The organism is Rhizobium sp. FG113, from assembly GCF_057809895.1.
Genome location: NZ_JBMDKV010000007.1, coordinates 55,727 through 79,676, shown reverse-complemented (window position 1 = coordinate 79,676; position 23,950 = coordinate 55,727). Strand labels below are relative to the sequence as shown.

The following is a 23,950-nucleotide window of genomic DNA, read 5'->3' as shown; positions in this document are numbered from 1 at the left end:
CCTTTGTATTTTGGGATTGGTTCGCTTACGCCGTGGCTTCGACGACGCGGACGGCCTTGGCGCGGTCGAGCGCGTCCTTGCGGACAGCGTCCTGGACCTTTTCGAAGGCGCGGACCTCGATCTGGCGCACGCGCTCGCGGCTGATGTCGAACTCGCTCGACAGATCTTCCAGCGTTACCGGATCTTCGGAGAGGCGGCGTGCCTCGAAGATGCGGCGCTCGCGGTCGTTCAGAACGCTCATCGCCTTGGCCAGCATACGCCGGCGGGTGTCGAGTTCGTCCTGCTCGATCAGCACGTCTTCCTGGCTGTCATGATCGTCGACGAGCCAATCCTGCCACTGGCCGCTGTCGCCCTCCGACGCCTTGATCGGCGCGTTGAGCGATGCGTCGCCGGACAGGCGGCGGTTCATCGAGATCACTTCTTCCTCGGAGACGCGCAGCTTGGTTGCGATCTCGGCCACGTGTTCCGGCTTCAGGTCACCTTCATCGATGGCCTGGATACGGCCCTTCAGGCGACGCAGATTGAAGAACAGACGCTTCTGGTTGGCGGTGGTGCCCATTTTCACGAGCGACCAGGACCGCAGGATGTATTCCTGGATCGAGGCCTTGATCCACCACATGGCATAGGTTGCCAGGCGGAAACCGCGTTCCGGGTCGAACTTCTTGACGGCCTGCATCAGGCCTACATTGCCTTCGGACACGACTTCGCCGATCGGCAGACCGTAGCCGCGATAACCCATGGCGATCTTGGCGACGAGACGCAGGTGGCTGGTGACGAGACGATGCGCAGCCTCGCGGTCGCCGTGTTCGGAATACCGCTTTGCCAGCATGTATTCTTCCTGCGGCTCCAACATCGGGAACTTGCGGATTTCGTCGAGATAACGGTTGAGACCGGCTTCGCCGGCGGTAATGGACGGCAAACTGCTTCGGGCCATTCTTGCACCCTCCTATCTGAATTCCGATCCCCGCTTGGACGCGTCCCTGCGTCTTGAAGGCGAACCGGGAACGTGCGGCTTTGTCAAAGCCCGCACGAAGTCAGTGTAGAGATAAGTGTGGCAATACCGTAGTTCAAGGCTCAAGCCCGGTTCACGATGCCGTTACAGTTCGGCATTGCGCAAGGCGTCGACCAGCGCCACCATATCGTCGGGCAGAGGGACCTCGAAGCGCATGAGTTCGCCGCTGCGCGGGTGCTCGAACTGCAGCATGTAGGCATGCAGCGCCTGGCGGCCGAAACTGTTGACCGCTTTCTTGGCCGCATCCGGCAGAAGATTGGCCTTGGTCTTGAAGCCGGCGCCATAGACGGTGTCGCCGAGCAGGGGATGGCCGATGTGGGCCATGTGAACGCGGATCTGGTGGGTGCGCCCGGTTTCCAGATGGCACTCAACGAGAGAGGCCAGCGACAGCGCATCCGGCGTCTCGTGGAAGCGCTCGATCACCTCGTAATGCGTGATTGCCTCATCGGCATCGGCGGTGCCCGGGCGCTTGACGGCGCGGCGGGTACGGTCGCCGGTGTCGCGGCCGAGCGGCGCGTCGATGCTCCCCGTCAATGTGCGCGGACGGCCCCAGACGACGGCCTGGTAGGCGCGCTCGATCGGCATGGTGCGGCCGTGGTCGGCGAACTGGGCGGAGAGGTGGCGGTGCGCGACGTCGTTCTTGGCGACGACCATGACGCCCGTCGTGTCCTTGTCGAGGCGGTGAACGATGCCAGGACGGCGCACGCCGCCGATACCCGACAGGCTGTCGCCGCAGTGATAGATCAGCGCGTTGACCAGCGTTCCCGTCCAGTTGCCGGCGGCCGGGTGTACGACCATGCCCGATGGCTTGGAGATGACGATCAGGTCGTCGTCCTCGTAGAGAATGTCGAGCGGGATATTCTCGCCCTTCGGCGTTGGGTCCTCGGGCTCGGGCAGGTTGATCTCGAAGACGTCGCCGGGGCGAACCTTCTTCTGCGGATCGGCGACGACTGATCCCTTCGACGTGACCTGGCCTTCTTTGATCAGCACCTTGATGCGGCTGCGGGAGAATTCCTCGCCGAGCTGAGCCGTCATCCACGCATCAAGCCGGCCTTCGGCATGTTCATCCGCCGTCAGGACTTTCATATTGCCGGCTGCTTGTTTAAAGGGGTCGCTCAAGACGCTTCTTCTCCGAAGTATTTTATAGAATGGAACGCCATATATGACGAATGTCCAGCCAGAAGACGATCAGGAAGAAAAGCCCCTCGATCCGGCAATGGAAAATGTCCGACGCAAGATGATCCGCCTGCAGATCGTCTCGGGCTTCATCATGTTCGTGAGCCTTATGGCGGTCTTCGGCGCGGTTGTCTACAAGACGATGCGGGCGCCGGCCAAGGAGCCGGCCGCGATTACATCAGCCGGAATTCCGTCGGATGCGCCGGTTTCGGTGACGGCAAACCTGCCTGCCGGCTTCGTTCTCCAGTCCTCTTCGCTTTCGGGCGGCCAGATCATGTTCTTCGGCAAGACCGCCGAGGGCGTGGCCAAGGCGCTGGTGTTCGACATCAAGGCCGGAAGCATCATTGCCGACGTGACCGTCAACGGCGGCTGAGAACGATGGCCCCTCGGCTGATTGCGATCGACAATGCCGACGACCCTGGTATCGCCGAGTTTCGCGACATTCGCGAACGCGATCTGACGGGGCGGCATAACCGGTTCATCGCCGAGGGCACCGTCGTGCTGCGCATGCTAGCCGAGGCGCACCGGGCAGGCGGCGATTTCGCGGCCGAGAAGGTGCTTTTGCTGCGCAACCGTGTCGAGGGCGTCGCCGATATTCTCGAGCGCCTGCCGGAAGACGTCCCCGTCTACGTCGCGGAAGCGGATGTGCTCGACCGTATCGTCGGCTTCCATCTGCATCGCGGCGTGCTGGCCTTGGGGCGACGACAGCCACAGGCTGGCGCACTGATCGATCGGTTGCCTGAGCGTTCGTTGGTGCTGGTCGGCTGCGGCATTTCCAATCACGACAATGCCGGCTCGATGTTCCGCAATGCGGCGGCCTTCGATGCCGATGCGATCTTCCTCGATGAGACCTCGTGCGATCCGCTCTATCGCAAGGCGATGCGCGTTTCGGTAGGCTCCGTGTTGAGCGTTCCCTATCAGCGTGGCGGTGACGCGGTTGATCTGCTCACCCAACTCGCCGAGCGCGATTTCGCGATCTGGACGCTGTCGCCGCGCGGCGAGGTCGATATCCGCTCCATTCCGGCCTCCGAGCGCATGGCGCTGGTCGTTGGCACGGAAGGCGAGGGGTTGCCGCAGGCGGTACTGTCACGCTTCCGCAGCGCCCGCATTCCGCAATCGCCGGGGCTCGATAGCCTCAATGTCGCGACCGCAACCGGCATCGCGCTGTTTGCCATGTCTTCCACGGCCAAGCGTATCTGAGATTTGCTGGCGGCTGGTCTTAGCCGGGCTGCGACAGGATCGTGGCGGCGCGCTGGGCGAGGTCGATGCGCTCGCCTTCCTTCGTCTCCACCGTCTCCGGCAGCAGCTCGCGGATCGGCGAGGCTTTGCCTTCGTTGATGGCGGTCAGGGCCACCATGTCGGCGGCGATGGTTGCGATCTCTTCGCGGATAGCGCCGTCGTTGGAGGTGTTCAGCCTGGCGGCGAGGATTTCCTCGGATACGGCGGCGCTGCGGGCGCGTACTTCTTCGGCAAGGCGCGCTGCGACCGCGGCGGTATCGAGTTCTGAGATCGGGGTTTCTTCCGGCACGGGCTTTTCCTGCGGCGGGATGAGAACGAGGGGAGCAAGGCCCGCCGAGCGAAGCGCGCGGTTCGCCTTGCGCATGTCGGCATTGGCGGCCTTCACCTGATCCTTGAGCTTGGTCAGGTCCTGCTGCCGGCGTGTCAGAAGCGCTTCCTTGTCGGCAAGGGTCGCCTTGTCGCGCTCGGCGCGGTCTTCCAGGCGCAGCACAGCGTGTTCCTGCTGCGTCAGCTTCTGTTCGGCATCCTTGGCGCGCTTCTGCAGCAGGCCGACGTCCTGGCGAAGCTCGTCGCGTTCGGTGCGCAGTCCGCTGTGCTTGAAATTGAGGTTTTCGAGCTCGGTCTCGCGCGCGGCCATGTCGATCTTCAGATTGTCGGTCTGCTCGACGATCTTGTTCAGGCGGATACGAAGAGCGTCGAGCTCGCCTTCCTTGGCGGCACTGGCCTGTTCGGCGATATGCAGGCTCGTCTTCAGCTGGCTGATATAGTTCTCGTCCTTGCGCAAATGCGAGCGCAATTCGGCGGCCTCGACGCTCATGTCGGCGATCTGGGCCTGAAGCGCGCTGATCTCGGAGGCGAAGTGGCCGGCGTCGCGGGCGATCTGGTCGTGCTTCAATTGCAGCGACATCGACTTTTCGCGTTCGCGAATCAGATCCTGCGTGGTGCGGGCGTTTTCGGCGGCATAAAGCGCGCGGACCATGTCCTTTTGCGCACGCACTTCCTGGGGGCTGAGCGGCATCGTCGCGCGCATGCGGTTTTCCGTATACCAGACGATACGGCGATGGACGGCCGGCGATACGAGGAAAACCAGGAACGCCGCGGCCAGAAAGCCCAATCCGAACAAGAGCGCGTATTCGATCACGGCGAGGCCACTGCTTCCAGAAGTTGATTTGCGTCAGCCAATGATTAAGCGGCCAACGCCGTTAGGGCAAGTGGCGGATGGGTCACGGCGACACAGAGTTCGCCGTGACGGCAATATCAGAAGGGGTTCCAGGTCGGATTTGGGGTAATCTTGAGATAGCCGACGTTAAGGCCGAGGCGGGCGCCGACGCCGGTGCGGATCGGCACGACGAGGACGTTGTTGTTCTTGAGCAGCGTCATGCCGAAGCCGGCGATGACGAAGGCCTGGCCGCTGACACCGCCGAAGCGGGCGTAGATGGCGTCGGTCGAAGGCAGGTCGTAGACCAGCATCATGACGCGCGTGCCCTGGCCACCGTAGTCGATGCCGAGCGAGGGACCCTGCCAGTAGAGCGGATGCTCGCCGGCGTTCTTGGTGTTCAGCTGGCCCTCGCCATAGGTGAGGCCGGCGATGAAGGCACCGGAGCCTTCCTGGCCGAGAATGTAGCCGTTTGGCAAGCCGTACTTCTGGAAGGCTGCCTCGACCGCCTTTGCAAGGCCGCCGCTGGTGGAGCCGAAGAAGGAGTGGCCGGCGTCGACGATTTCCTGAACCGAGTATTGGTCGTTTCTTGCCTGCTGGGCCGCGGCCTGCGTCGCGACGAGCATCAGGCACGAAATCGCGAGCAGTGATACCCGCCGGCAGTCGGCCAGGAATCTTCCTAGGATTGAGGGGCGCATGGTGTCATCCGTTCATCATGGTCGATACATGGTGCCGTTTCCGGCGTTTCTATCATTTTGCGCGGATGGTCTTAACAATCGGTTTACCAAATATGGTGTCATTATGGCGCCGAGTACGCTCGCAAACTTCGTGCAATGATGAAGCAATATGTGTGGCGGAATGAATCACCGCCCTCTTGGAGACAATGATGTCGAAGAATCCAAACCTTACCCTGACCGGCCCAGATCTGGCCGCGCTTCTCTGCAGCCGTGTTTGCCATGACGTCATCTCGCCCGTCGGCGCGATCAACAACGGCCTTGAACTGCTCGACGAGGGCGGCGCCGATGCAGACGCCATGGATCTTATCCGCACCAGCGCGCTGAACGCGTCGGTTCGTCTCAAATTCGCACGCCTTGCCTTCGGCGCTTCCGGCTCTGTCGGCGCTTCGATCGATACCGGCGAAGCAGAGCGCGCCGCCAAGGATTTCGCTGCCGCCGAGAAGAAGACCGAAGTGGTCTGGAACGGACCGCGCGCCATCATCGCCAAGAACCGCGTCAAGCTGCTGCTCAACCTGTTCCTGGTTGCCTACTCTTCCATTCCGCGCGGTGGCCAGATCGATATCACGCTCGAGAACCCGGAATTCGACGCGAAGTTCACGCTCGTCGCCAAGGGCAAGCTGATGCGCCTGCCGCCGAAGTTCGTGGAGATTTCGACGGGCGAGATCGAAGAAGCGATCGACGCGCACACGATCCAGCCCTATTACGCAGTCCTGCTCGCGGAAGAGTGCGGCATGAAGCTTGGCCATAGCGCCAGCGCCGAAGAGATCGTCTTCACCGCCGAAGTCATTCCGGCCTGATCTAAAACAGCGCCGGGACAGATTCCCGGCACATTGCTTGTATCGAAGTAATACTTCCTTAGCCGAATGTTTCTATCCTTGCCCGTGAAGATGCCCGCCGGGACAGAAGCTGGGCAATGGAGCAGCGATGCAAAGGTTCATGATCACCGATTCGTCGGACGTCGTTCGTAAAGTCGGGAAGCGGATTCTCTCGGAACTCGACTTCATGGTCAGTGAAGCCTCCAGCGCCAGCGAAGCATTGTCCCATTGCCAGGTGGAGCTGCCCGATTACCTGATCGTCGATTCATCCATGGATGGCGCGCTTGATCTGATCGTGGCGGTTCGCGCCATGGAAGGCGGCAAGGAGGTCAAGATCTACTATTGCGTGATCGAGGCCGACCTGAAGAAGCTGATGATGGGCAAGCGGGCAGGGGCCACGGACTTCCTGCTGAAGCCGTTCGACCGCAAGATCCTGACCGCGGTCTTCGGCAATCGCGCCATCGCCGCCTGATATTCCCATTCGATCCACATGCAAAAGCCGCCTTCGGGGCGGCTTTTGTCGTTCCGGACGTGTTCATGGACACAAAAAATCCCGCCGTGAAGGCGGGATCTTAAGGATGATCGGCGTAGGGACCGAAATCGGATATCAGGCTGTTTCGGCGTATTCGGCGCCATCCGGCTCGCGCAGAACGTAGCCGCGGCCCCAGACGGTTTCGATGTAGTTTGCGCCGCCGGCAGCGTTTGCAAGCTTCTTGCGCAGCTTGCAGATGAAGACGTCGATGATCTTCAGTTCCGGCTCGTCCATGCCGCCATAAAGGTGGTTCAGGAACATTTCCTTGGTGAGCGTCGTGCCCTTGCGGAGCGAAAGCAGCTCCAGCATCTGGTATTCCTTGCCCGTCAGGTGAACGCGCTGGCCACCGACTTCGACGGTCTTGGCGTCGAGGTTGACGATCAGTTCGCCGGTCATGATGACCGACTGGGCGTGACCCTTGGAACGACGGACGATCGCATGGATGCGAGCAACCAGTTCGTCCTTGTGGAAAGGCTTGGTCATGTAGTCGTCGGCGCCGAAGCCGAGACCGCGAACCTTGTCCTCGATGCCGGCCATGCCGGAGAGGATCAGGATCGGTGTTTTAACCTTGGACAGGCGGAGAGTGCGGAGCACTTCATATCCGGACATGTCTGGAAGGTTGAGATCAAGAAGGATGATATCATAATCATACAACTTGCCGAGATCGACGCCTTCTTCACCAAGATCGGTGGTGTAGACGTTGAAACTTTCTGACTTGAGCATCAGTTCGATGCTCTGCGCTGTCGCGCTGTCATCTTCGATGAGTAGTACCCGCATTCTTATCCCCTTTACCGCCGCCGAAAGGTGGTCTGGCCCCTACGCGATACAGATATGTCACTGCGTGATTTGGAAGCTGCCACGAAATGGTTAACAAATTCTGATTCACTCTGGCAAGAGGTAATCAATTTATTAAATATTTTGTCCATTCCGCTGTTTTCCAACGAGAATCCGCAAGGCCCTCTTCTCAACTGTTACATTAAGAAAGGCCGGCAAGCGATTCATTCGACTCACCAATGAAACGGACCGGAAATCGCGTAGTTGTGTTTACCGACCCTTAAATCATCGGCACTATCATTAACGATGCCCGTAAACGAAAGGTTACCAGCGGTAGGTTTTTGTTAACGCCGAGGGAAATTTTTTGGGCAAGTCGCATGACAGCGGCAGCTAATGGGCGGTTTCAAGTGAAGCCGGGGTCTCGCATCACTGGAGTAATGCGTATGAAGTCGCGTGAGAGCCTAGTTCGTCTGAAAGAGTTTCAGGTGAACGAAAAGCGTCGTCAGCTGCAGCAATTGCAGATGATGATGTCTGAATTTGACCGTATGACGAAGGATCTGGAGAGCCAGATCGTCGTCGAGGAAAAGAAGTCCGGCATTTCCGACCCGAATCACTTCGCCTATCCCACCTTCGCGAAGGCAGCACGCCAGCGCGCGGACAATCTTCAGGTTTCGATCAAGGAACTGAGGATGCAGGAAGAGGCCTTGGAGCAGACGCTCGAAGAGATGCAGGCGGAATATGCACGCGCTGCCGCGCTCGAAGAGCGCGACGGGGCGGTTCGGGCAAGAGCCTAAGCCAAGATGGCCGATGCCTTCGGGCATCTGGGGTGTCATCTCATAAAAGCCATGCATGACGGGCGTGCTGTCCGTCATACATGGCTTTTGGCGTTTCTCGACTTTGGAAGATCAGTTGATAACGTCGCGCCATTCGTCGTGGCGAAGCGCCTGCGCCTTGAAGAAAGGGCAGAGCGGAATGATCTTCCAGCCACCGGTTCTGGCGGCTTCGACCGCATGCAGCGCAAGCGCCTGGCCGACGCCCTTGCCGCGCAGCGCATCCGGAACACCGGTGTGATCGATGATGATGAGCGTCGGCGTTGTGCGGGAATAGGTCATTTCGGCCTCATGGCCTTCGAGCTCGGCGACGTAACGGCCGCCCGATGCATTTTCTTCGTTGGTGATCTTCATCCCGACTGCCTTCCTCTCGATAGCGTTGAAGCAAACGTGCCATGGCACCGGCGCAAAGCAAAGGCCGCTCACGGTGACGGATTGTTCGATGAAAGGGGAGGCAGGTGGTTCGGCGCTTGCGAAAGGAAGATATCGAGCCTTGCTCGCGCAGCCGCTGTCCGAGTGGTCTTTGTGGACGGTGGCCGCACTTCAGAGCGTCGGTTCAGTTCGGCAATAAAATAAACGCCGGAAAGCAGCAAAAGCTTCGGGCCGGCTTCACATCCTGCGATGTGCGGTCGGCCCGAACTGAAATGGAATCAACTTCAATAATTAATCAATGGCGATACTGCTGGATGCGCGTGGTGCGCAGGCCGGCAAGACCATGGCTGTTGATGGACGACTGCCAGGAGAGAAACTCCTCGACGGTCAGGGTATAGCGTTCGCAAGCTTCTTCCAAGCTCAACAGGCCACCGCGCACAGCTGCGACAACCTCTGCCTTACGGCGAATTACCCAGCGCCGAGTATTCGGCGGCGGCAAATCCGCAATCGTCAGCGGGCTGCCATCGGGGCCGATGACATATTTCACTCGGGGACGTATCATTTCGGTCATTGGACTCTCTACACAACTCAAGACCACGAGAGCCACTCTAGCTTGTCACATTTAAAAATTGCCTAAACGCGTCGTAACACTTTGATAATAAATTTAACCGCGTCGCATCACGGCGCTATTCGGTGTCCCACGCGCGGGCTTTCCTTGCGTAAATTTGTCATGAGTGCATGGGAGCCATGCACAATGAATATTAGTTGTCTGATCCTCAGCAAACTATAAGCCTCCCCAGGGGCAGATAGAACGTCGCGTGTCGTCGCGATTGTTTGTTCTGCGCGCGTTGGGAATAGAATGTCAGGCCTCGAATAACGTCGAAGTGACCGTTTTTTCTTTTCCTATACTTTGATTGTTGCTGCCAGAAGAGCGTTTTCAGGCAAGTTTAGCCTTTGAAGGACGAAATCGATGCGGAATGAGGAACGTGCCGTTCAAGACGGCGCGGTGAATATTGCTTTTTTATCGCCTGAGAAATCCAGTCGATCGCCAGCCGATCCCCCAGCCGATTCCAAGGAACGCCTCGCGCGTCTCGCGAAAGCGGCGGGTTTCAACCACTATTTTTTCGCGGGTTTTCCCCATGGCGACAATGGCGGCTTTGCGGGAAACCACATTTTCAGCAACTGGCCCGACAGCCTTGTTGCCGCCTATGACGAAGACGACCTGTTTCACAATAGTGCGCTTGTTTCGGAGCTCCGAAAATCGAGCCTGCCGGTTTCGTTTGGTGTCAGCGCATTCGAAAGCAGCGTGACGAACCCGAAAAACGAGCGGATTACCGGCCTGTTTCGCGAGCTCGGATTTCGCCGGACATTTGCCTTCGTGCTGCATGACGCCGATCGCCAGCCTTATATTTTCGCGTTTTCGGGCGCACGGGCGGATCTTTCGCGCGAGGAGGCGATGGCGCATGTGTTCAGCGCCATGGAGTTTCTCGATGTCTATGCGCGCATGCAGGTGACCGAGCAGCCGCTGGAGAACCTCAGCAGCCGCGAGATCGAATGCCTGCGCTGGTCGGCTGCGGGCAAGAGCAGCGACGAGATCGCCATCATACTTGAGCTCTCGCCGCACACCGTGGTCGGATATCTTAAGAGCGCGATGCGCAAGCTCGATTCCGTCAACCGGATGCAGGCGGTTGCCCGGGCCTTTCGCTACCGCCTGCTTTAACATCCCTAGAGCATGACGGCGCAGAGTTCGGTCTTCGCCGGTCCAAATTCATATTGCGCAGTGCCGGTGTGAAGCAATGCGAGCCAGTCGCCCTGGTTCAGCCAAGCGATCGTCGTCGTGCTTTGCCCGGTCGGCGATGCCGAGGCCGGGCCGCTCGCGCTGGCTATCACCGTGGCACCGTTGATTTCGATCGCCACACTGTGGCCTGATGAGGTGAGGGTGCTGACCGACAGCGACAGCAGATAGAAGCCGTCGGCAGGCACGATCAGCCGCGCGCCGGAGCCAGATGGCACGGCGGTGCCGAGCTCAAAGCCGCCTTGTCCCGCATGGAGATCCGTAAAGCCGGTGCGGCTTGCCGGTGGCGGGGAGGTGATACCTGCAGCGGGCGATGCCCGCACGATCGGCCGCGAGGGCATGCGCACGACGCCGTCAGGCGCCACGACGAGCGCTGTCGACCAATCACTGCCATCGCCGCTGACCTTGATCGAAAAGGCATCGCTTCCCGCAAGCCCCATCTCGGCGCGGCCCGACCAATCGGTCTGAAAGAGAAGCGTGCCTGTTTGAGACGGGTCGGCCTTGTTGATCTTCAGCTGATGGCCTTGTCCTGCGTGGCTGAAGAGGCTGGCCTCGGAGACGACTGCCAGCCGGTTGATCTCATCTGCCGTCGCGTTGATGCCAATCATCGGAAGCGCGCCATCCGCATCGAGCGAGATGACGTTCCATTTCGTGCCGTCGAAAGCGCGGAGCTGGCGAGTATCGAGAAAGAAGGCGCGCCAGCCGGGGTTTGGCGAGAGATAGGCCCATGCGCCGTCCTGCCAAACGGAAATGAGCCCGTGGCGGCCGAGCCACGCGCCCTCGGGATCGGCGCCGACGAGGTAGCGGTCGCCTTCGGCTGGTGTTTCGGGTGGTCCTTGCCGTTCGGCGATGATCGTCAGCTGGACCACGGTGTCGAGGCGCTGCAGCGCCTCGTTATGCGGCACGTGCTTCTGCGCCTGGGAGGGCAGGATGTATGGCAAGGCGAGGTTGTTGGTCTGGTCCGACACGATCGAGCTCCGGTGTTCGCGGCAGGTTTCACTGCCGCAAATCGTAGAGGCCCGTCGGGAAACGGGGACAGCGCGCGGGGCCGGGCGCTGATTTCACATGGATATTTGCAAAAGATATCCCCGCGCTCAGAGCCGGGGGGCGTTGCCCCAGGAGATGAAATCGGGGTTCGCGAAATCCGCATCGTGGGCCTGTCGCGTCTTGCCGTAGGTGAGGGGTCGGCCGTCGAGGGTTACGGTGCAGCCGCCGGCTGCGCGCAGGATGGCGTCGCCGGCCGCGGTGTCCCACTCCATGGTGCGGGTGAAGCGCGGATAGACGTCGGCTTCTCCTTCCGCCAGAAGACAGAATTTCAGCGACGAGCCGATATTCTTGCACTCCGAGATGGCCTGCTCGGCCAGGAAACGCGCGGTCTGCGGGCTGTCGTGCGAACGGCTGGCGAGTGCTGTGCGTTCGGCTTTGGCGAGGCGAACGTTGATCGGCAGCCGCTTTTCCACGCGGAAGTCCGGGCCGATATGCAGCTTCTCGGCCGTTCCGTTCTCGCCTAGAAAGGCGACGCCTAGGGCCGGTGCGAAGACGATGCCGGCAGCTGGGTGGCCATCGACGATGAAGGCGATGTTGACGGTGAATTCCGGCCGCTTGTCGACGAATTCGCGCGTGCCATCCAGGGGATCGACCAGGAAGAATGACGAGCCGACCGCCGGCACGATGCCGGCCGCGACCGATTCTTCGGCGATGACGGGAATATCGGGAAAATCGCGATAGAGATGAGCCAGAATGATCCGCTCGGCCTGCTCGTCGGCGATCGTGACAGGGCTGTTGTCAGCCTTGCTGGCCGCAGTGCAGCCGGCGCGGTACACATCCATGATCGCTTTGCCAGCCTCAAGGGCGGCGCGTTCAAATGTTTCGAGCATCGCGGGTCGGTTCGATCCCTTCTCCATCATGCTTCTCATATAGTCGTTTTCACGCTTCATTGCACGGCTTGTCCGCCGTCGCAAAAGGACGCAGGTGTGCTTTGACGATTTTCCATCCATCGGCGAAGGCTAAAGATCCCAGGGAAAAGTGAATTTGCGGTGAAAAGTGGCGTCAGAGGCCGGATTGTGTTGAAAAAATCAACTTTCTGAACGACAAAAAGTCATTTTCACCAAAACGGCAAAGAACTTTGGAGCTTTGAAATTTTGCGCTTCCCTTTTGCTTTGAAAGCAGTATGAAATCTTTAATCAAGGGCTCAACAAGGGCTCTAATAACAAGAGACGCAGGCTTTTCACGGTTCTGTGTCCAGGGGAAAGACATATGGAATATTTTGTCCAGCAGCTCATCAATGGGCTGACTCTTGGATCCATCTATGGCCTTGTGGCTATCGGCTATACGATGGTTTACGGCATCATCGGCATGATCAACTTCGCCCACGGCGATATTTTCATGATCGGTGGCTTCGCCGCCCTTATCGTCTTTCTCGTCCTCACATCGATTTTTGCTGGTTTGCCGGTCGCGGTTCTGCTGCTGCTGATGTTGCTTATCGCGATGCTGATGACGAGTTTGTGGAATTGGACGATCGAGCGCGTCGCTTATCGCCCGCTGCGCGGTTCGTTCCGCCTGGCGCCGCTGATCACAGCGATCGGCATGTCAATCACGCTGTCCAACTTCATCCAGGTGACGCAGGGTCCGCGCAACAAGCCGATCCCGCCGCTGATCAGCAGCGTTTACAATATCGGTGGTGTCACGATCTCGCTGAAGCAGATCGTGATCATCATCATCACGGCCGTGCTGCTCACCGTCTTCTGGTACCTCGTCAATCATACGGCGCTTGGCCGCGCGCAGCGCGCCACCGAGCAGGACCGCAAGATGGCGGCGCTGCTGGGCGTCAATGTCGACCAGACGATCTCGGTGACCTTCATCATGGGCGCCGCACTCGCTGCCGTCGCCGGCACGATGTACCTGATGTATTACGGCGTGGTGAACTTCAACGACGGCTTCGTGCCTGGCGTGAAGGCGTTCACGGCGGCCGTTCTCGGCGGTATCGGTTCGCTTCCGGGCGCCGTTCTCGGTGGTCTGATGATCGGCCTGATCGAAAGCCTGTGGTCGGCCTACTTCACCATCGCCTACAAGGATGTGGCGACCTTCGCCATCCTCGCTTTCGTGCTGATCTTCAAGCCGACAGGTATCCTGGGCCGGCCGGAAGTCGAGAAGGTTTAACGTCATGGCAAATGTTGAAAACGCCCCTGGCAAGCCCGCATCCGGACTTGTCCAGAAGGGTATTAAAGAAGCTATCTTCGCAGCCGTTATCTCCTTCGGCATGTTCGTTCTCTATGTCGGTCTCGGCACGCAGCAGAACATCAGCAACGAACTCGTCGTGGTGCAGCGCTGGGGCCTGCTCGCGGTCTTCGTCGCCATCGCGGCGGTCGGCCGGTTCGCGATCGTGGTGTTCCTGCGTCCGCATCTCGATGCCCGCAAGCTTGCCAAGGCGCGCAGCGGCGAGCTCGATATCTCCGACAAGAAGGGCTTCTTCCACGCCCACTTCCTGAAGATCGCGCTTCTGGCGCTTGTGCTCTATCCCGTCGTCATCGTGGCGCTGGTCGGTGCGCAGGGCTCGCTGAAGTGGGTCGACAACTTCGGTATCCAGATCCTGATCTACGTGATGCTGGCCTGGGGCCTGAACATCGTCGTCGGTCTCGCCGGTCTGCTCGATCTCGGTTACGTCGCCTTCTACGCCGTCGGCGCCTATTCCTACGCGCTGCTCTCCAGCTATTTCGGCCTGTCCTTCTGGGTTCTGCTGCCGCTGTCGGGCATTCTCGCCGGTCTCTGGGGCATCATCCTCGGCTTCCCGGTCCTGCGTCTGCGCGGTGACTACCTGGCGATCGTGACGCTGGCCTTCGGTGAAATCATCCGCCTCGTTATCATCAACTGGACGGATCTGACCAAGGGCACGTTCGGCATCGCCAGCATTCCGAAGGCCACGCTGTTCGGCATCCCCTTCGATGCCAGCCCGCACGGCTTCGCCAAGCTGTTCCACCTGCCGATCTCGTCGGCCTACTACAAGATCTTCCTCTTCTATCTGATCCTGGCGCTGTGCCTGCTGACGGCTTACGTGACGATCCGCCTGCGCCGCATGCCGATCGGCCGAGCTTGGGAAGCGCTCCGCGAAGACGAAATCGCCTGCCGTTCGCTCGGCATCAACACGGTGACGACCAAGCTCACGGCTTTCGCCACGGGTGCGATGTTCGGCGGTTTCGCCGGCTCCTTCTTCGCCGCTCGCCAGGGCTTCGTCTCGCCTGAATCCTTCGTCTTCCTGGAATCGGCCGTCATCCTCGCCATCGTCGTTCTCGGCGGCATGGGTTCGCTGACCGGCATCGCGATCGCGGCGATCGTCATGATCGGCGGTACCGAGATGCTGCGCGAGATGGAGTTCCTGAAGCTCATCTTCGGACCCGACTTCACGCCGGAACTCTACCGCATGCTGCTCTTTGGTCTGGCGATGGTCGTCGTCATGCTGATCAAGCCGCGCGGCTTCGTTGGATCGCGTGAACCGACGGCGTTCCTGAAAGAACGGAAATCGGTATCGGGAAGCTTCACCAAGGAGGGCCACGGCTGATGAGCCCTCAGGAAACCAACATGTCCAGCGATACCCTGCTCAAGGTCGAGCACCTGTCGATGAAGTTCGGCGGCCTGATGGCCATCAACGACTTCTCGTTCGAGGCCAAGCGCGGCGAGATCACCGCGCTGATCGGCCCGAACGGCGCCGGCAAGACCACCGTGTTCAATTGCATCACCGGTTTCTACAAGCCGACCATGGGCATGATCACCATGCGCCACAAGGATGGCAGGGAACATCTGCTTGAGCGTCTGCCGGACTTTCGCATCACCCGTGAAGCCAAGGTCGCCCGTACCTTCCAGAACATCCGGTTGTTCTCCGGCCTGACGGTTCTCGAAAACCTTCTGGTCGCGCAGCACAACAAGCTGATGCTGGCATCGGGCTACACCATTCTCGGCCTGCTCGGGATCGGTCGCTACAGCGCGGAAGCGAAGAACGCGATCGAGCTTGCCCGCTACTGGCTGGAGAAGGCCGATCTGATCGATCGCGCCGACGATCCCGCCGGTGACCTGCCTTACGGCGCTCAACGTCGTCTGGAAATCGCGCGCGCTATGTGCACGGGACCGGAGCTGCTCTGCCTGGACGAGCCGGCCGCCGGTCTCAACCCGAAGGAATCGCTGACGCTGAACACGCTTCTGCGCGGCATTCGCGATGAGGGCACGTCGCTGCTCCTGATCGAGCATGACATGTCCGTGGTCATGGAGATTTCCGACCACGTCGTCGTGCTCGAATACGGCCAGAAGATTTCCGATGGCACGCCAGACCATGTGAAGAACGATCCGAAGGTCATCGCGGCCTATCTCGGTGTCGAAGACGAGGAAGTGGAACAGGTGATCGCAGACGTCGAAAACCTCGAAGGAGGTACGCACTGATGACCGGTCAGCCACTTCTCAAGGTCGAGGGTGTTGAAACCTATTACGGCAACATTCGCGCGCTCGCCGGCATCGATGTCCACGTCAACCAGGGCGAAATCGTCAGCCTGATCGGCGCCAACGGCGCCGGCAAGTCGACGCTGATGATGACGATCTGCGGCAGCCCGCAGGCGCGCGCCGGCAAGGTCATCTTCGAAGGCCGCGACATCACAAAGATGCCGACCCACGAAATCGCCCGCCTGCGCATCGCGCAGTCGCCCGAGGGGCGACGCATTTTCCCGCGCATGAGCGTGATGGAAAACCTGCAGATGGGCGCCGGCCTCGATAACCTGAAATACTTCAAGGAAGACGTCGAGAAGATCTTCGCGATGTTCCCGCGCCTGAAGGAGCGCCAGACGCAGCGCGGCGGCACGCTTTCGGGCGGCGAGCAGCAGATGCTGTCGATCGGCCGCGCCCTGATGGCCCGCCCGAAGCTTCTGCTTCTCGACGAACCGTCGCTGGGTCTCGCGCCGCTGATCGTCAAGGGCATCTTCGAGGCGATCAAGAAGCTGAACAAGGATGAGGGGCTCACCGTGTTCCTCGTCGAGCAGAACGCATTCGCGGCGCTGAAGCTGTCGGACCGGGCCTATGTCATGGTCAACGGCAAGGTGACGATGTCGGGCTCCGGCCAGGAACTGCTCGCCAATCCTGAAGTCCGCGCCGCCTATCTCGAAGGCGGACGGCATTGAGCATGACGAAGGGGAGACTTTGATATGCAGGGACTTTTCTTTGAAGGCGATACCGGCGTTCGCAGCGTCATCCGCCTGATCGTCGTGCTGATCGGCTTCTGGACGGCATGGCGTTCCGGCAAGGCTGCGGCCGATGGCTGGAGCGACTATCCTATCGTCATCGGCTACAGCGTGCTTCTGGCGGCCGCGATGCAGTTCCTGCATCACGCGCTGTTCGACGGGCCTGTCCTGAGCGTGTTCTACTACGCCATCGACTTCGTCCTTCTCTTAATCTTCGCGACGGCGGGATACCGCTATCGCCGGACCAATCAGATGGTCAATAATTACTACTGGCTCTACGAAAAGACGTCGCCCTTCTCCTGGAAGGCAAAACATTGACAGCCGGTTGAATCTAGGGACAAATTACCTCTCCGAGTGGAACAGGTTTCCCGGCGCAGTAAAGTGGGTGATGCGCTGGGTAATGGAACGGAACCCGCTAAAAAACTGGGAGTAACATAATGAAGAAGTCTCTTCTGTCGGCAGTGGCTCTGACGGCGATGGTCGCCTTCAGCAGCAACGCTTGGGCCGACATCACGGTTGCCGTTGCTGGTCCGCTGACCGGCCCGAACGCTGCGTTCGGCGCACAGCTCCAGAAGGGTGCCGAGCAGGCAGCTGCCGACATCAACGCTGCTGGCGGCATCAATGGCGAGCAGATCAAGATCGTGCTCGGCGACGACGTGTCCGACCCGAAGCAGGGTATCTCGGTTGCCAACAAGTTCGCAGCTGACGGCGTCAAGTTCGTCATCGGCCACTTCAACTCGGGCGTTTCGATCCCGGCTTCCGAAGTTTACGCTGAAAACGGCATCCTCGAAATCACCCCGGCTGCGACCAACCCGCAGTTCACCGAGCGTGGTCTGTGGAACACGTTCCGTACCTGCGGTCGCGACGACCAGCAGGGCGGCATCGCCGGCAAGTATCTGGCCGACCACTTCAAGGACGCCAAGATCGCTGTCGTTCACGACAAGACACCTTACGGCCAGGGCCTCGCTGACGAAACCAAGAAGGCCATGAATGCCGCTGGTCTCACCGAAGTCATGTACGAAGGCATCAACGTCGGCGACAAGGACTTCTCGGCCCTCATCGCCAAGATGAAGGAAGCCGGCGTTTCGATCATCTATTGGGGTGGTCTCCACACCGAAGCTGGTCTGATCATCCGCCAGGCCGCCGACCAGGGCCTGAAGGCAACGCTCGTATCGGGTGACGGTATCGTTTCGAACGAACTGGCATCGATCGCTGGTGACGCAGTCGCCGGCACGCTGAACACGTTCGGCCCGGACGCAACGCTGAACCCCGACAACAAGGCACTCGTCGAGAAGTTCAAGGCTGCCGGCTTCAACCCGGAAGCTTACACGCTGTACTCCTACGCCGCGATGCAGACGATCGCTGAAGCTGCCAAGGCAGCTGCTTCGACCGACGCTGAAGCCGTTGCCGCAGCGATGAAGGCCAAGGGTCCGTTCAAGACCGTTCTCGGCGAAATCTCGTTCGACGAAAAGGGCGACCCGAAGATCCCAGGCTACGTCATGTACGAATGGAAGAAGGGTCCAGACGGCAAGTTCTCCTACTTCCCGCAGGACGCGAAGTAAGAACTTTCGTTCTCACCTTGGAAGCCCGGTCTCGCACCGGGCTTCTTTCGTTTCGGGCACCCTGTCCCAACCGCCTGGTGCAGGTGGGCGCTAACGTTCTGCGTTGACCGTCTTTCGACCGCTTGGTTTGCTTGATGGTCTGACCTCAAGGCCGAAGAGCAGGCGCGCGGGGCCGGGGATGAGGTCCACCATGATGGCGAAGAGGCTCGACAACACGAAGGTTGCGGCCGCGATGATGATGAAGCTCGGCACGGCGGGCAGGCCGAGCGGCAGCACATAATAGAGCGCGCCGACGATCACCGTCTGGTGGATGATGTAGAGCGGGAAGACCAGCCGGTTGACCGTGACCAGCCGCGCGTCCGGCTGGTTGAAATGACGGGCGGCGAAGCCGATCAGCGTCAGGATCATCGACCAGGCAAGCAGAAAGATCGCGGCCTTGAAGAGCGGGGTTTCATCGGCATAGCTGCCGATCGCTCGTTCGGCAGGGGCGAGCCAGGCGAAGGCGTAGAGGAAGACCGTCACAGCCAGCGCGATGGCGGCGCTCAGATAGCGCTTGGCGATGATCGACTCGATCAGGTTGCGATGATTGCGGGCGATGAGGAAGCCGAGGCCGAACCAGCTTGCCCAGACAGCAAACCAGGCGCCGTCATTGTAGAGCGCATTGGTTTCCTTGGGATAGAACGGCGACAGAGCAAGGTTCAGCACCAGCGGCAGCAGGAAGAAGAGATAGATGGCGCCCGACTTCGCGACACGCTCGAACCAGGCCATGATCGCGTTGCCCGGTCGGCTGACATAGAGAAAGATCGGGTAGCAGATCACCGACATCACAAGGAGATAGGCGACGAACCACATGTGTGCCCAGGTGAAATTGCCGGTCGGATAGCGCCCCTCGGTGAAATAGCGCGTCAGCCAGAAATTGATGAGCGAGCCGTCATAACCGGTCTCGTACATGCGCTCGTACCAGACCTGCGGCACGACGAGGACGGCCATGGCGAAGAGCAGGGGGATGAGCAGGCGGATGGTGCGCTTGCGCAGGAACAAAAGGCTGGAATCGGAGCGGAAAGAGAAGGCCGCCCCCATGCCGGAGACGAAGAACAGCAGCGCCAACCGCCAGGCGCGTGGGAATTCCATGATGAGCGAGAGCGCGGGGCTGGTGCGGTCGCTATGGATCAGCCAGCCCATGTCGGTGAAGAAGGCCGCCGAAGAGTGATAGAGGATCAGGATCGCGAAGGCGGAAATCCGCAGCCGATCCACGTAATAAAGCCTGTCCTTCATGACCTGCCGGATATCATCTTGATGCCATGCCCGGCTTGCGGGCGTTGCCTCCAAGGATATCCATGTGTGCTTTCTAAAGTGTGAGCGGCTCGCTCACCTACGTCTCATGCAACACATGCGCCGCCTTGACCGCGGCCGAGGCGCGGTTTTCGACGCCGAGTTTGACGTAAATCTGCTCGAGATGTTTGTTCACCGTGCGGGCCGAGAGGCCGAGAATTTCGCCGATGTCGCGGTTTGCCTTGCCCTTGGCGATCCAGAGCAGTACCTCGGATTCGCGGTGGGTGAGCGCGAAGCGCTGGCGGAGCACCTGGTCGTCGGCGCGCTGGCTGGCGGTGAGGCGGAAGAGATATTCGTCGGGGCCGATGGTGCCCAGAAAGGCGAGCTGCAGCACGTCCTGGCCGCCATGGGCGACGGCGATGGTGGCGGCGGTGCGGTCCTTCATCCAGGCAGCGATGGTCGAGATTACGGTGTCCATGCCATCGTCGCTGCCCATGGCGGCGTTGACGAGGCGGGTGGCCTGGGGCGTTGACCAGTGAATGTTGCCGTCGCCCTTGACCGCCAGCAGATGGCGGCCGGCGGCGTCGAGCGCCACGCGGGCGCTCTGGGCGGAGCGGGCGTTCTTTAGGTGCACGCCGATGCGGGCGCGGAGTTCATCGATGTTGATCGGCTTGGTGAGATAATCGACGCCGCCCGAGCCGAGCGCGTGGACGACGTGTTCGGTCTCGGTGAGACCGGTCATGAAGATGACGGGGATCTGGCTGATCGCCGGGTTGGCCTTCAGCCGCCGGCAGGTCTCGAAGCCGTCCATGGTGGGCATCACCGCGTCGAGCAGGATCAGGTCGGGGGTGATGCGCTCGACGATGTTGAGTGCGGCCGAACCGGAGGTCGCGATCAGGACGGAGAAGCCGGATTGCTCCAGCGCATCGGTGAGAAAGCCGAGCGCTTCCGGCGAGTCGTCGACCAAGAGAACGATGTCGCGCGGGAGCTCAGCCAATGTGTTCCACCTTTTCGTCGAAGCGGTGCAGGAAGGCCATGAAGCCGTTCAGGTCGAAGGCGGCGACATAGGATCGAAGTTCCTCGGTAAATGGCTGATTTGCCTCCACCTTGGCAAGGTCGGCGAGCTTGGCCTCGATGCCCCTGATATAGCCGATCTCGCCGAGGCGCAGCAGTTCCTGAACATGCGCGTCGCCGGGACTTTGCAGGATCTGCTCGGTCTTCTTGGGTGCTGCGGGTGCCGCTTCGGCGTAGAGCCATTTGAGGCCGAGGTGCAGCGCGAGCTTGTCGCGCAGGCGACGGATATCGACCGGTTTGCCGATCGCGTCATTGTGGCTGTCGTCGCTGTCGCCATGGGCGGCGGCGTCGCCGATGTTGGCGGAGAGCATGACGATCGGTGCGGTCTGGCCGGCTTCGCGCAGGCGCGAGACGAGCTGCCAGCCATTCATCCCCGGCATCAGGATATCGACGAGGAAGAGGTCGGGCTGGATGCCTTCGATCAGCGTCAGGCAATCCGTGCCGCTTGCCGCCGTCAGGACGACGAAATCGAGCGGCACGAGGATCTCGCGCATCATCTCGCGGTGGTCCTCGTTGTCGTCGACGACGACGATGGTGCGGCGCGGGCCGTCATAGCTGACGATCTTCTTTTCCTGCGGCGGGGCCGCCATCTCGCGCAGCACGGCTGAGAGCATCAGGCGCACGCGGAAAGTCGAGCCCTTGTCCTTTTCGCTGGTCACCGAAATTTCGCCGCCGAGCGTGTTGGTCAGAAGCTGGGTGATCGTCAGGCCAAGGCCGAGGCCGGGCATCGGGCGGATGCTGTCGGCTTCGCCGCGCTGGAAGGGCTCGTAGATGCGGCTCAGGTCCTTCTCGGCGATGCCGCGGCCGGTGTCCGTCACGGTGAAGGTCGCGACCTGGCTGCGATAGGCGACGTCGAACGTGACGGTGCCCTCGTCGGTGAACTTGATGGCGTTGGACAGCAGATTGACGAGGATCTGGCGGAGGCGTTTTTCATCGGTGCGCACGAACTGGGGCAGGGCAGGCGCGCGCTGGTGGTTGAAGGTCAGGCCCTTGGCGAGCGCCTGCGGGCGGAACATGTCGACGATCTGGTCGAGGAAATCCTGGATGTTGATCTCGTTGGAATAGACCTGCAGGCGGCCAGCCTCGATCTTCGAGATGTCGAGCAGGCCGTCGATGAGGCCGGAGAGATGTTCGGCCGAGCGGCGGATGACCTTGATTGAGGATTGGCGCGGCGTCGGAATGGTCTCGTCGCGCTCGAGGATCTGGGCGTAGCCGAGCACGGCGTTGAGCGGCGTGCGCAGCTCGTGGCTGAGGCCGACGACGTAGCGGCTCTTGGCGCGGTTGGCGGCCTCGGCGGTTTCCTTGGCGGCCTGCAGGGCGGCGTCGGTCTTCTTGTGGGCGGCGATTTCCTTCAGGAGCAGCGTGTTCTGGCGCGAGGATTCCTCCTCGGCGACGACGCGGCTGTCATGCGCCAGCACATAGAACCAGCAGACGACGCCGGCGATGACGGCGAAGACGAAGAAGACGATGAGGATCGTGCCGTTGACGACCTCGGCGGTCTCCGGCGAGGCGGCGGAAACCTGGTGGGCGATCATCGCCAGGATGGCGCCGACGGCGGTGAGCGCCAGGATGACGGCGATACCGTAGCGGCCGAGGCGCGTCGTGAGCTTCCGGACGATGGTCTCGGGCAGCACCGCCCTCGCCACATAGCCGACCTGGGCGTTCAGATGCGCATTGGGCTTGCACATGTCATGGCAGCGGCTGTCGAGCGAGCAGCAGAGCGAGCAGATAGGCGCGGCATAGGCAGGGCACCAGGCCATGTCCTCGGGCTCGAAGGGGTGTTCGCAGACCGAACAGGTGATGTTCGTCAGGTTCTTCCAGCTCTGGCGCGGCTTGCGGGCGAGGTAGAACTTGCCCTTCGTCGCCCAGGCGATCGCGGGTGAGGCGATGAGGGCGACGATGAGGGTGATGTATGGTGCCAGCGACGCCGCGACCGTGCCGAAGGCGCCGAAATGGGCGATGAGCGCGATGGTTGCGGACAGCGTCATGGCGCCGAGGCCGACGGGGTTGATGTCATAGAGATGGGCGCGCTTGAACTCGATGCCCGGAGGAGCAAGCCCGAGCGGCTTGTTGATGAAGAGATCGGCCGAGATGGTGCAGAGCCAGGCCATGGCGATGATCGAGAAGATGCCGAGCGTCTCTTCGAGCAGCCGGTAGATGCCGAGCTCCATCAGCAGCAGCGCGATCGCCACGTTGAACACCAGCCATATGACGCGGCCGGGGTGGCTGTGGGTCAAACGGGAGAAGAAGTTCGACCATGCCAGCGATCCGGCATAGGCGTTCATCACGTTGATCTTCAGCTGCGAGACCATGACGAAGGCGGCCATTAGCAGCAGCGCGGCGTTGTGCCAGGGGATCATGTAGCCGAAGGCGGTGAGATACATCTGCGCCGGATCGGCGGCGCGGTCGGCGGGCACTCCTGAAGCAAAAGTGAGCACGACGAGAAAGGAGCCGGCCAGCAGCTTCGGTGCGCCGATGATGACCCATCCGGGGCCGGCGAGGAAGACGGCGAGGCGGTGGCGCCACTTGGTCTGCTTTTCCGGGGGGAGGAAGCGCAGGAAGTCGGCCTGTTCGCCGATCTGCGACATCAGCGCCAAGATGACGGCCGAGGCGGCGCCGAACTCGACGAGATCGAATGGGGCGATGGTGCCGGGTGGGCCTGACGCATGGCGGATGCCGGAGAAGGCGCGCCAGAGATCGAACTTCTCCCAGTCCATCACGGCGATGAAGAGGAAGGGCAGGATGTTGAGGACGATCCAGAAGGGCTGCGTTAGAAGCTGGAAGCGGCTGATCAGCCTAACGCCGTGGGTGACGAGCGGGATGACCATGACGGCGCTGATGATGTAGCCGATCCAGAGCGGTATGCCCAAGGTCAGCTCCAGCGCGCCGGACATGATCGAAGCCTCTATCGCAAACAGCATGAAGGTGAAGCTGGCGTAGATCAGCGAGGTTATTGTCGAGCCGATATAGCCGAAGCTCGCGCCACGGGTCAGAAGATCGATGTCGACGCCGTGGCGGATGGCGTAGCGGCTGATCGGTAGGCCGATGGCAAGCATGGCGATCGAGGCGACGATGATGGCGTAGAAGGCGTTGGTGGTGCCGTATGACAGCGTGATGGCGCCGCCGATCGCCTCCAGCGCCAGGAAGGAGATGGCGCCGATTGCCGTCTGCGATATACGCTGAGAGGAAAACTGCCGGGCGCTCTTGGCGGTGAAGCGCAGCGCATAGTCTTCCAGCGTCTGGTTGGCGACCCAGCGATTATATTCGCGCCTGACCGGAATAATGCGTTGCCGCGCTGCCATGCCCGTAATCGGCCCCTTCGTTCCCCTTGTCATGCGTTCGTAACATGGAACAGTGCGGGGATTAAGAGTGCGGTGCAACGCAAAACT

General features: G+C 60.8%; 24 protein-coding genes. 12 read left to right on the top strand and 12 right to left on the bottom strand.

The annotated features are described in order from the left end of the window. Positions 1 to 25: 25 nt before the first annotated feature. Positions 26 to 934 (bottom strand): RNA polymerase sigma factor RpoH, encoded by a 909-nt coding sequence (gene rpoH, locus ACODTZ_RS18130; protein ID WP_018897070.1) that lies wholly within the window; start codon positions 932 to 934, stop codon positions 26 to 28. Between the two features lie 162 nt (positions 935 to 1,096). Then, positions 1,097 to 2,131, bottom strand: coding sequence for an RluA family pseudouridine synthase (locus ACODTZ_RS18125; protein ID WP_111564121.1), 1,035 nt, complete (start codon positions 2,129 to 2,131; stop codon positions 1,097 to 1,099). Between the two features lie 43 nt (positions 2,132 to 2,174). Here ACODTZ_RS18125 and ACODTZ_RS18120 point away from each other — a divergent pair, with 43 nt between their 5' ends. Further along, entirely contained in the window at positions 2,175 to 2,561 is a 387-nt protein-coding gene (locus tag ACODTZ_RS18120) for a hypothetical protein (RefSeq protein ID WP_111564122.1), read from the top strand. 5 nt (positions 2,562 to 2,566) lie between these two features. Then, on the top strand, positions 2,567 to 3,388 hold the full coding sequence (locus ACODTZ_RS18115; RefSeq protein WP_209234771.1) for a TrmH family RNA methyltransferase: 822 nt from the start codon (positions 2,567 to 2,569) through the stop codon (positions 3,386 to 3,388). 19 nt (positions 3,389 to 3,407) lie between these two features. On the opposite strand, the gene ACODTZ_RS18110 is transcribed toward ACODTZ_RS18115, so the two are convergent. Both ACODTZ_RS18110 and ACODTZ_RS18105 read right to left on the bottom strand, forming a co-directional pair. Further along, complete coding sequence (locus tag ACODTZ_RS18110; RefSeq protein ID WP_112980414.1) at positions 3,408 to 4,568, bottom strand: coiled-coil domain-containing protein; 1,161 nt, start codon at positions 4,566 to 4,568, stop codon at positions 3,408 to 3,410. A gap of 116 nt (positions 4,569 to 4,684) precedes the next feature. Further along, complete coding sequence (locus ACODTZ_RS18105) at positions 4,685 to 5,281, bottom strand: DUF1134 domain-containing protein (RefSeq protein WP_209234770.1); 597 nt, start codon at positions 5,279 to 5,281, stop codon at positions 4,685 to 4,687. A 185-nt stretch (positions 5,282 to 5,466) separates the two neighbouring features. Between ACODTZ_RS18105 and chpT the strand changes: the two genes are divergently transcribed. Then, on the top strand, positions 5,467 to 6,117 hold the full coding sequence (gene chpT, locus ACODTZ_RS18100; protein ID WP_026282744.1) for a histidine phosphotransferase ChpT: 651 nt from the start codon (positions 5,467 to 5,469) through the stop codon (positions 6,115 to 6,117). A 127-nt stretch (positions 6,118 to 6,244) separates the two neighbouring features. Continuing rightward, the gene (locus ACODTZ_RS18095; protein WP_018897077.1) at positions 6,245 to 6,607 is read left to right on the top strand and encodes a response regulator; all 363 of its coding nucleotides are present in this window, start codon (positions 6,245 to 6,247) and stop codon (positions 6,605 to 6,607) included. A 135-nt stretch (positions 6,608 to 6,742) separates the two neighbouring features. On the opposite strand, the gene ctrA is transcribed toward ACODTZ_RS18095, so the two are convergent. After that, positions 6,743 to 7,444 carry a response regulator transcription factor CtrA gene (gene ctrA, locus ACODTZ_RS18090; protein ID WP_003542362.1) on the bottom strand — a complete coding sequence of 234 codons (702 nt, stop codon included), beginning with the start codon at positions 7,442 to 7,444 and terminating at the stop codon, positions 6,743 to 6,745. A 440-nt stretch (positions 7,445 to 7,884) separates the two neighbouring features. Here ctrA and ACODTZ_RS18085 point away from each other — a divergent pair, with 440 nt between their 5' ends. Beyond that, complete coding sequence (locus ACODTZ_RS18085) at positions 7,885 to 8,235, top strand: hypothetical protein (protein ID WP_018897078.1); 351 nt, start codon at positions 7,885 to 7,887, stop codon at positions 8,233 to 8,235. Positions 8,236 to 8,346: 111 nt separating this feature from the next. Here ACODTZ_RS18085 and ACODTZ_RS18080 read toward each other — a convergent pair whose 3' ends face one another. After that, positions 8,347 to 8,625, bottom strand: coding sequence for a GNAT family N-acetyltransferase (locus ACODTZ_RS18080; RefSeq protein WP_489027067.1), 279 nt, complete (start codon positions 8,623 to 8,625; stop codon positions 8,347 to 8,349). Between the two features lie 313 nt (positions 8,626 to 8,938). Further along, positions 8,939 to 9,214 carry a CtrA inhibitor SciP gene (gene sciP / locus ACODTZ_RS18075; RefSeq protein ID WP_007533628.1) on the bottom strand — a complete coding sequence of 92 codons (276 nt, stop codon included), beginning with the start codon at positions 9,212 to 9,214 and terminating at the stop codon, positions 8,939 to 8,941. 399 nt (positions 9,215 to 9,613) lie between these two features. Here sciP and ACODTZ_RS18070 point away from each other — a divergent pair, with 399 nt between their 5' ends. Then, positions 9,614 to 10,363 (top strand): helix-turn-helix transcriptional regulator, encoded by a 750-nt coding sequence (locus ACODTZ_RS18070; RefSeq protein WP_489027066.1) that lies wholly within the window; start codon positions 9,614 to 9,616, stop codon positions 10,361 to 10,363. Between the two features lie 5 nt (positions 10,364 to 10,368). Here the strand turns inward: ACODTZ_RS18070 and ACODTZ_RS18065 are convergent, their stop codons facing one another. Together ACODTZ_RS18065 and cysQ are read right to left on the bottom strand one after the other, a co-directional pair. Next, on the bottom strand, positions 10,369 to 11,406 hold the full coding sequence (locus ACODTZ_RS18065) for a DUF2793 domain-containing protein (protein ID WP_489027065.1): 1,038 nt from the start codon (positions 11,404 to 11,406) through the stop codon (positions 10,369 to 10,371). Positions 11,407 to 11,532: 126 nt separating this feature from the next. After that, on the bottom strand, positions 11,533 to 12,315 hold the full coding sequence (cysQ, locus tag ACODTZ_RS18060; protein ID WP_413395644.1) for a 3'(2'),5'-bisphosphate nucleotidase CysQ: 783 nt from the start codon (positions 12,313 to 12,315) through the stop codon (positions 11,533 to 11,535). A 379-nt stretch (positions 12,316 to 12,694) separates the two neighbouring features. Here cysQ and ACODTZ_RS18055 point away from each other — a divergent pair, with 379 nt between their 5' ends. The 6 genes from ACODTZ_RS18055 (at position 12,695) to ACODTZ_RS18030 (ending at position 18,215) form a co-directional block, all read left to right on the top strand. Then, on the top strand, positions 12,695 to 13,597 hold the full coding sequence (locus ACODTZ_RS18055; RefSeq protein ID WP_018897084.1) for a branched-chain amino acid ABC transporter permease: 903 nt from the start codon (positions 12,695 to 12,697) through the stop codon (positions 13,595 to 13,597). Between the two features lie 4 nt (positions 13,598 to 13,601). Continuing rightward, positions 13,602 to 14,993 carry a high-affinity branched-chain amino acid ABC transporter permease LivM gene (livM, locus tag ACODTZ_RS18050; protein WP_209191359.1) on the top strand — a complete coding sequence of 464 codons (1,392 nt, stop codon included), beginning with the start codon at positions 13,602 to 13,604 and terminating at the stop codon, positions 14,991 to 14,993. Further along, on the top strand, positions 14,993 to 15,865 hold the full coding sequence (locus tag ACODTZ_RS18045; RefSeq protein WP_026282746.1) for an ABC transporter ATP-binding protein: 873 nt from the start codon (positions 14,993 to 14,995) through the stop codon (positions 15,863 to 15,865). The genes livM and ACODTZ_RS18045 overlap by 1 nt, the downstream gene beginning before the upstream one ends. Further along, positions 15,865 to 16,593: an ABC transporter ATP-binding protein gene (locus ACODTZ_RS18040; RefSeq protein ID WP_018897087.1), complete on the top strand. Its 729-nt coding sequence runs from the start codon at positions 15,865 to 15,867 to the stop codon at positions 16,591 to 16,593. Before ACODTZ_RS18045 ends, ACODTZ_RS18040 begins: the two co-directional genes overlap by 1 nt. A gap of 24 nt (positions 16,594 to 16,617) precedes the next feature. Then, the gene (locus ACODTZ_RS18035; protein WP_018897088.1) at positions 16,618 to 16,971 is read left to right on the top strand and encodes a DUF6867 family protein; all 354 of its coding nucleotides are present in this window, start codon (positions 16,618 to 16,620) and stop codon (positions 16,969 to 16,971) included. A gap of 119 nt (positions 16,972 to 17,090) precedes the next feature. Beyond that, positions 17,091 to 18,215, top strand: a complete 1,125-nt coding sequence (locus ACODTZ_RS18030) for a branched-chain amino acid ABC transporter substrate-binding protein (protein WP_047514557.1) — start codon at positions 17,091 to 17,093, stop codon at positions 18,213 to 18,215. Between the two features lie 90 nt (positions 18,216 to 18,305). Here the strand turns inward: ACODTZ_RS18030 and ACODTZ_RS18025 are convergent, their stop codons facing one another. The 3 genes from ACODTZ_RS18025 to ACODTZ_RS18015 all read right to left on the bottom strand — a co-directional run bounded on the left by ACODTZ_RS18025 (position 18,306) and on the right by ACODTZ_RS18015 (position 23,863). Then, positions 18,306 to 19,490 carry an acyltransferase family protein gene (locus ACODTZ_RS18025; protein ID WP_489027064.1) on the bottom strand — a complete coding sequence of 395 codons (1,185 nt, stop codon included), beginning with the start codon at positions 19,488 to 19,490 and terminating at the stop codon, positions 18,306 to 18,308. A gap of 97 nt (positions 19,491 to 19,587) precedes the next feature. Continuing rightward, on the bottom strand, positions 19,588 to 20,484 hold the full coding sequence (locus ACODTZ_RS18020) for a response regulator transcription factor (RefSeq protein ID WP_112536734.1): 897 nt from the start codon (positions 20,482 to 20,484) through the stop codon (positions 19,588 to 19,590). Beyond that, the gene (locus ACODTZ_RS18015; protein WP_489027063.1) at positions 20,477 to 23,863 is read right to left on the bottom strand and encodes a hybrid sensor histidine kinase/response regulator; all 3,387 of its coding nucleotides are present in this window, start codon (positions 23,861 to 23,863) and stop codon (positions 20,477 to 20,479) included. Before ACODTZ_RS18015 ends, ACODTZ_RS18020 begins: the two co-directional genes overlap by 8 nt. Positions 23,864 to 23,950 lie beyond the last annotated feature (87 nt).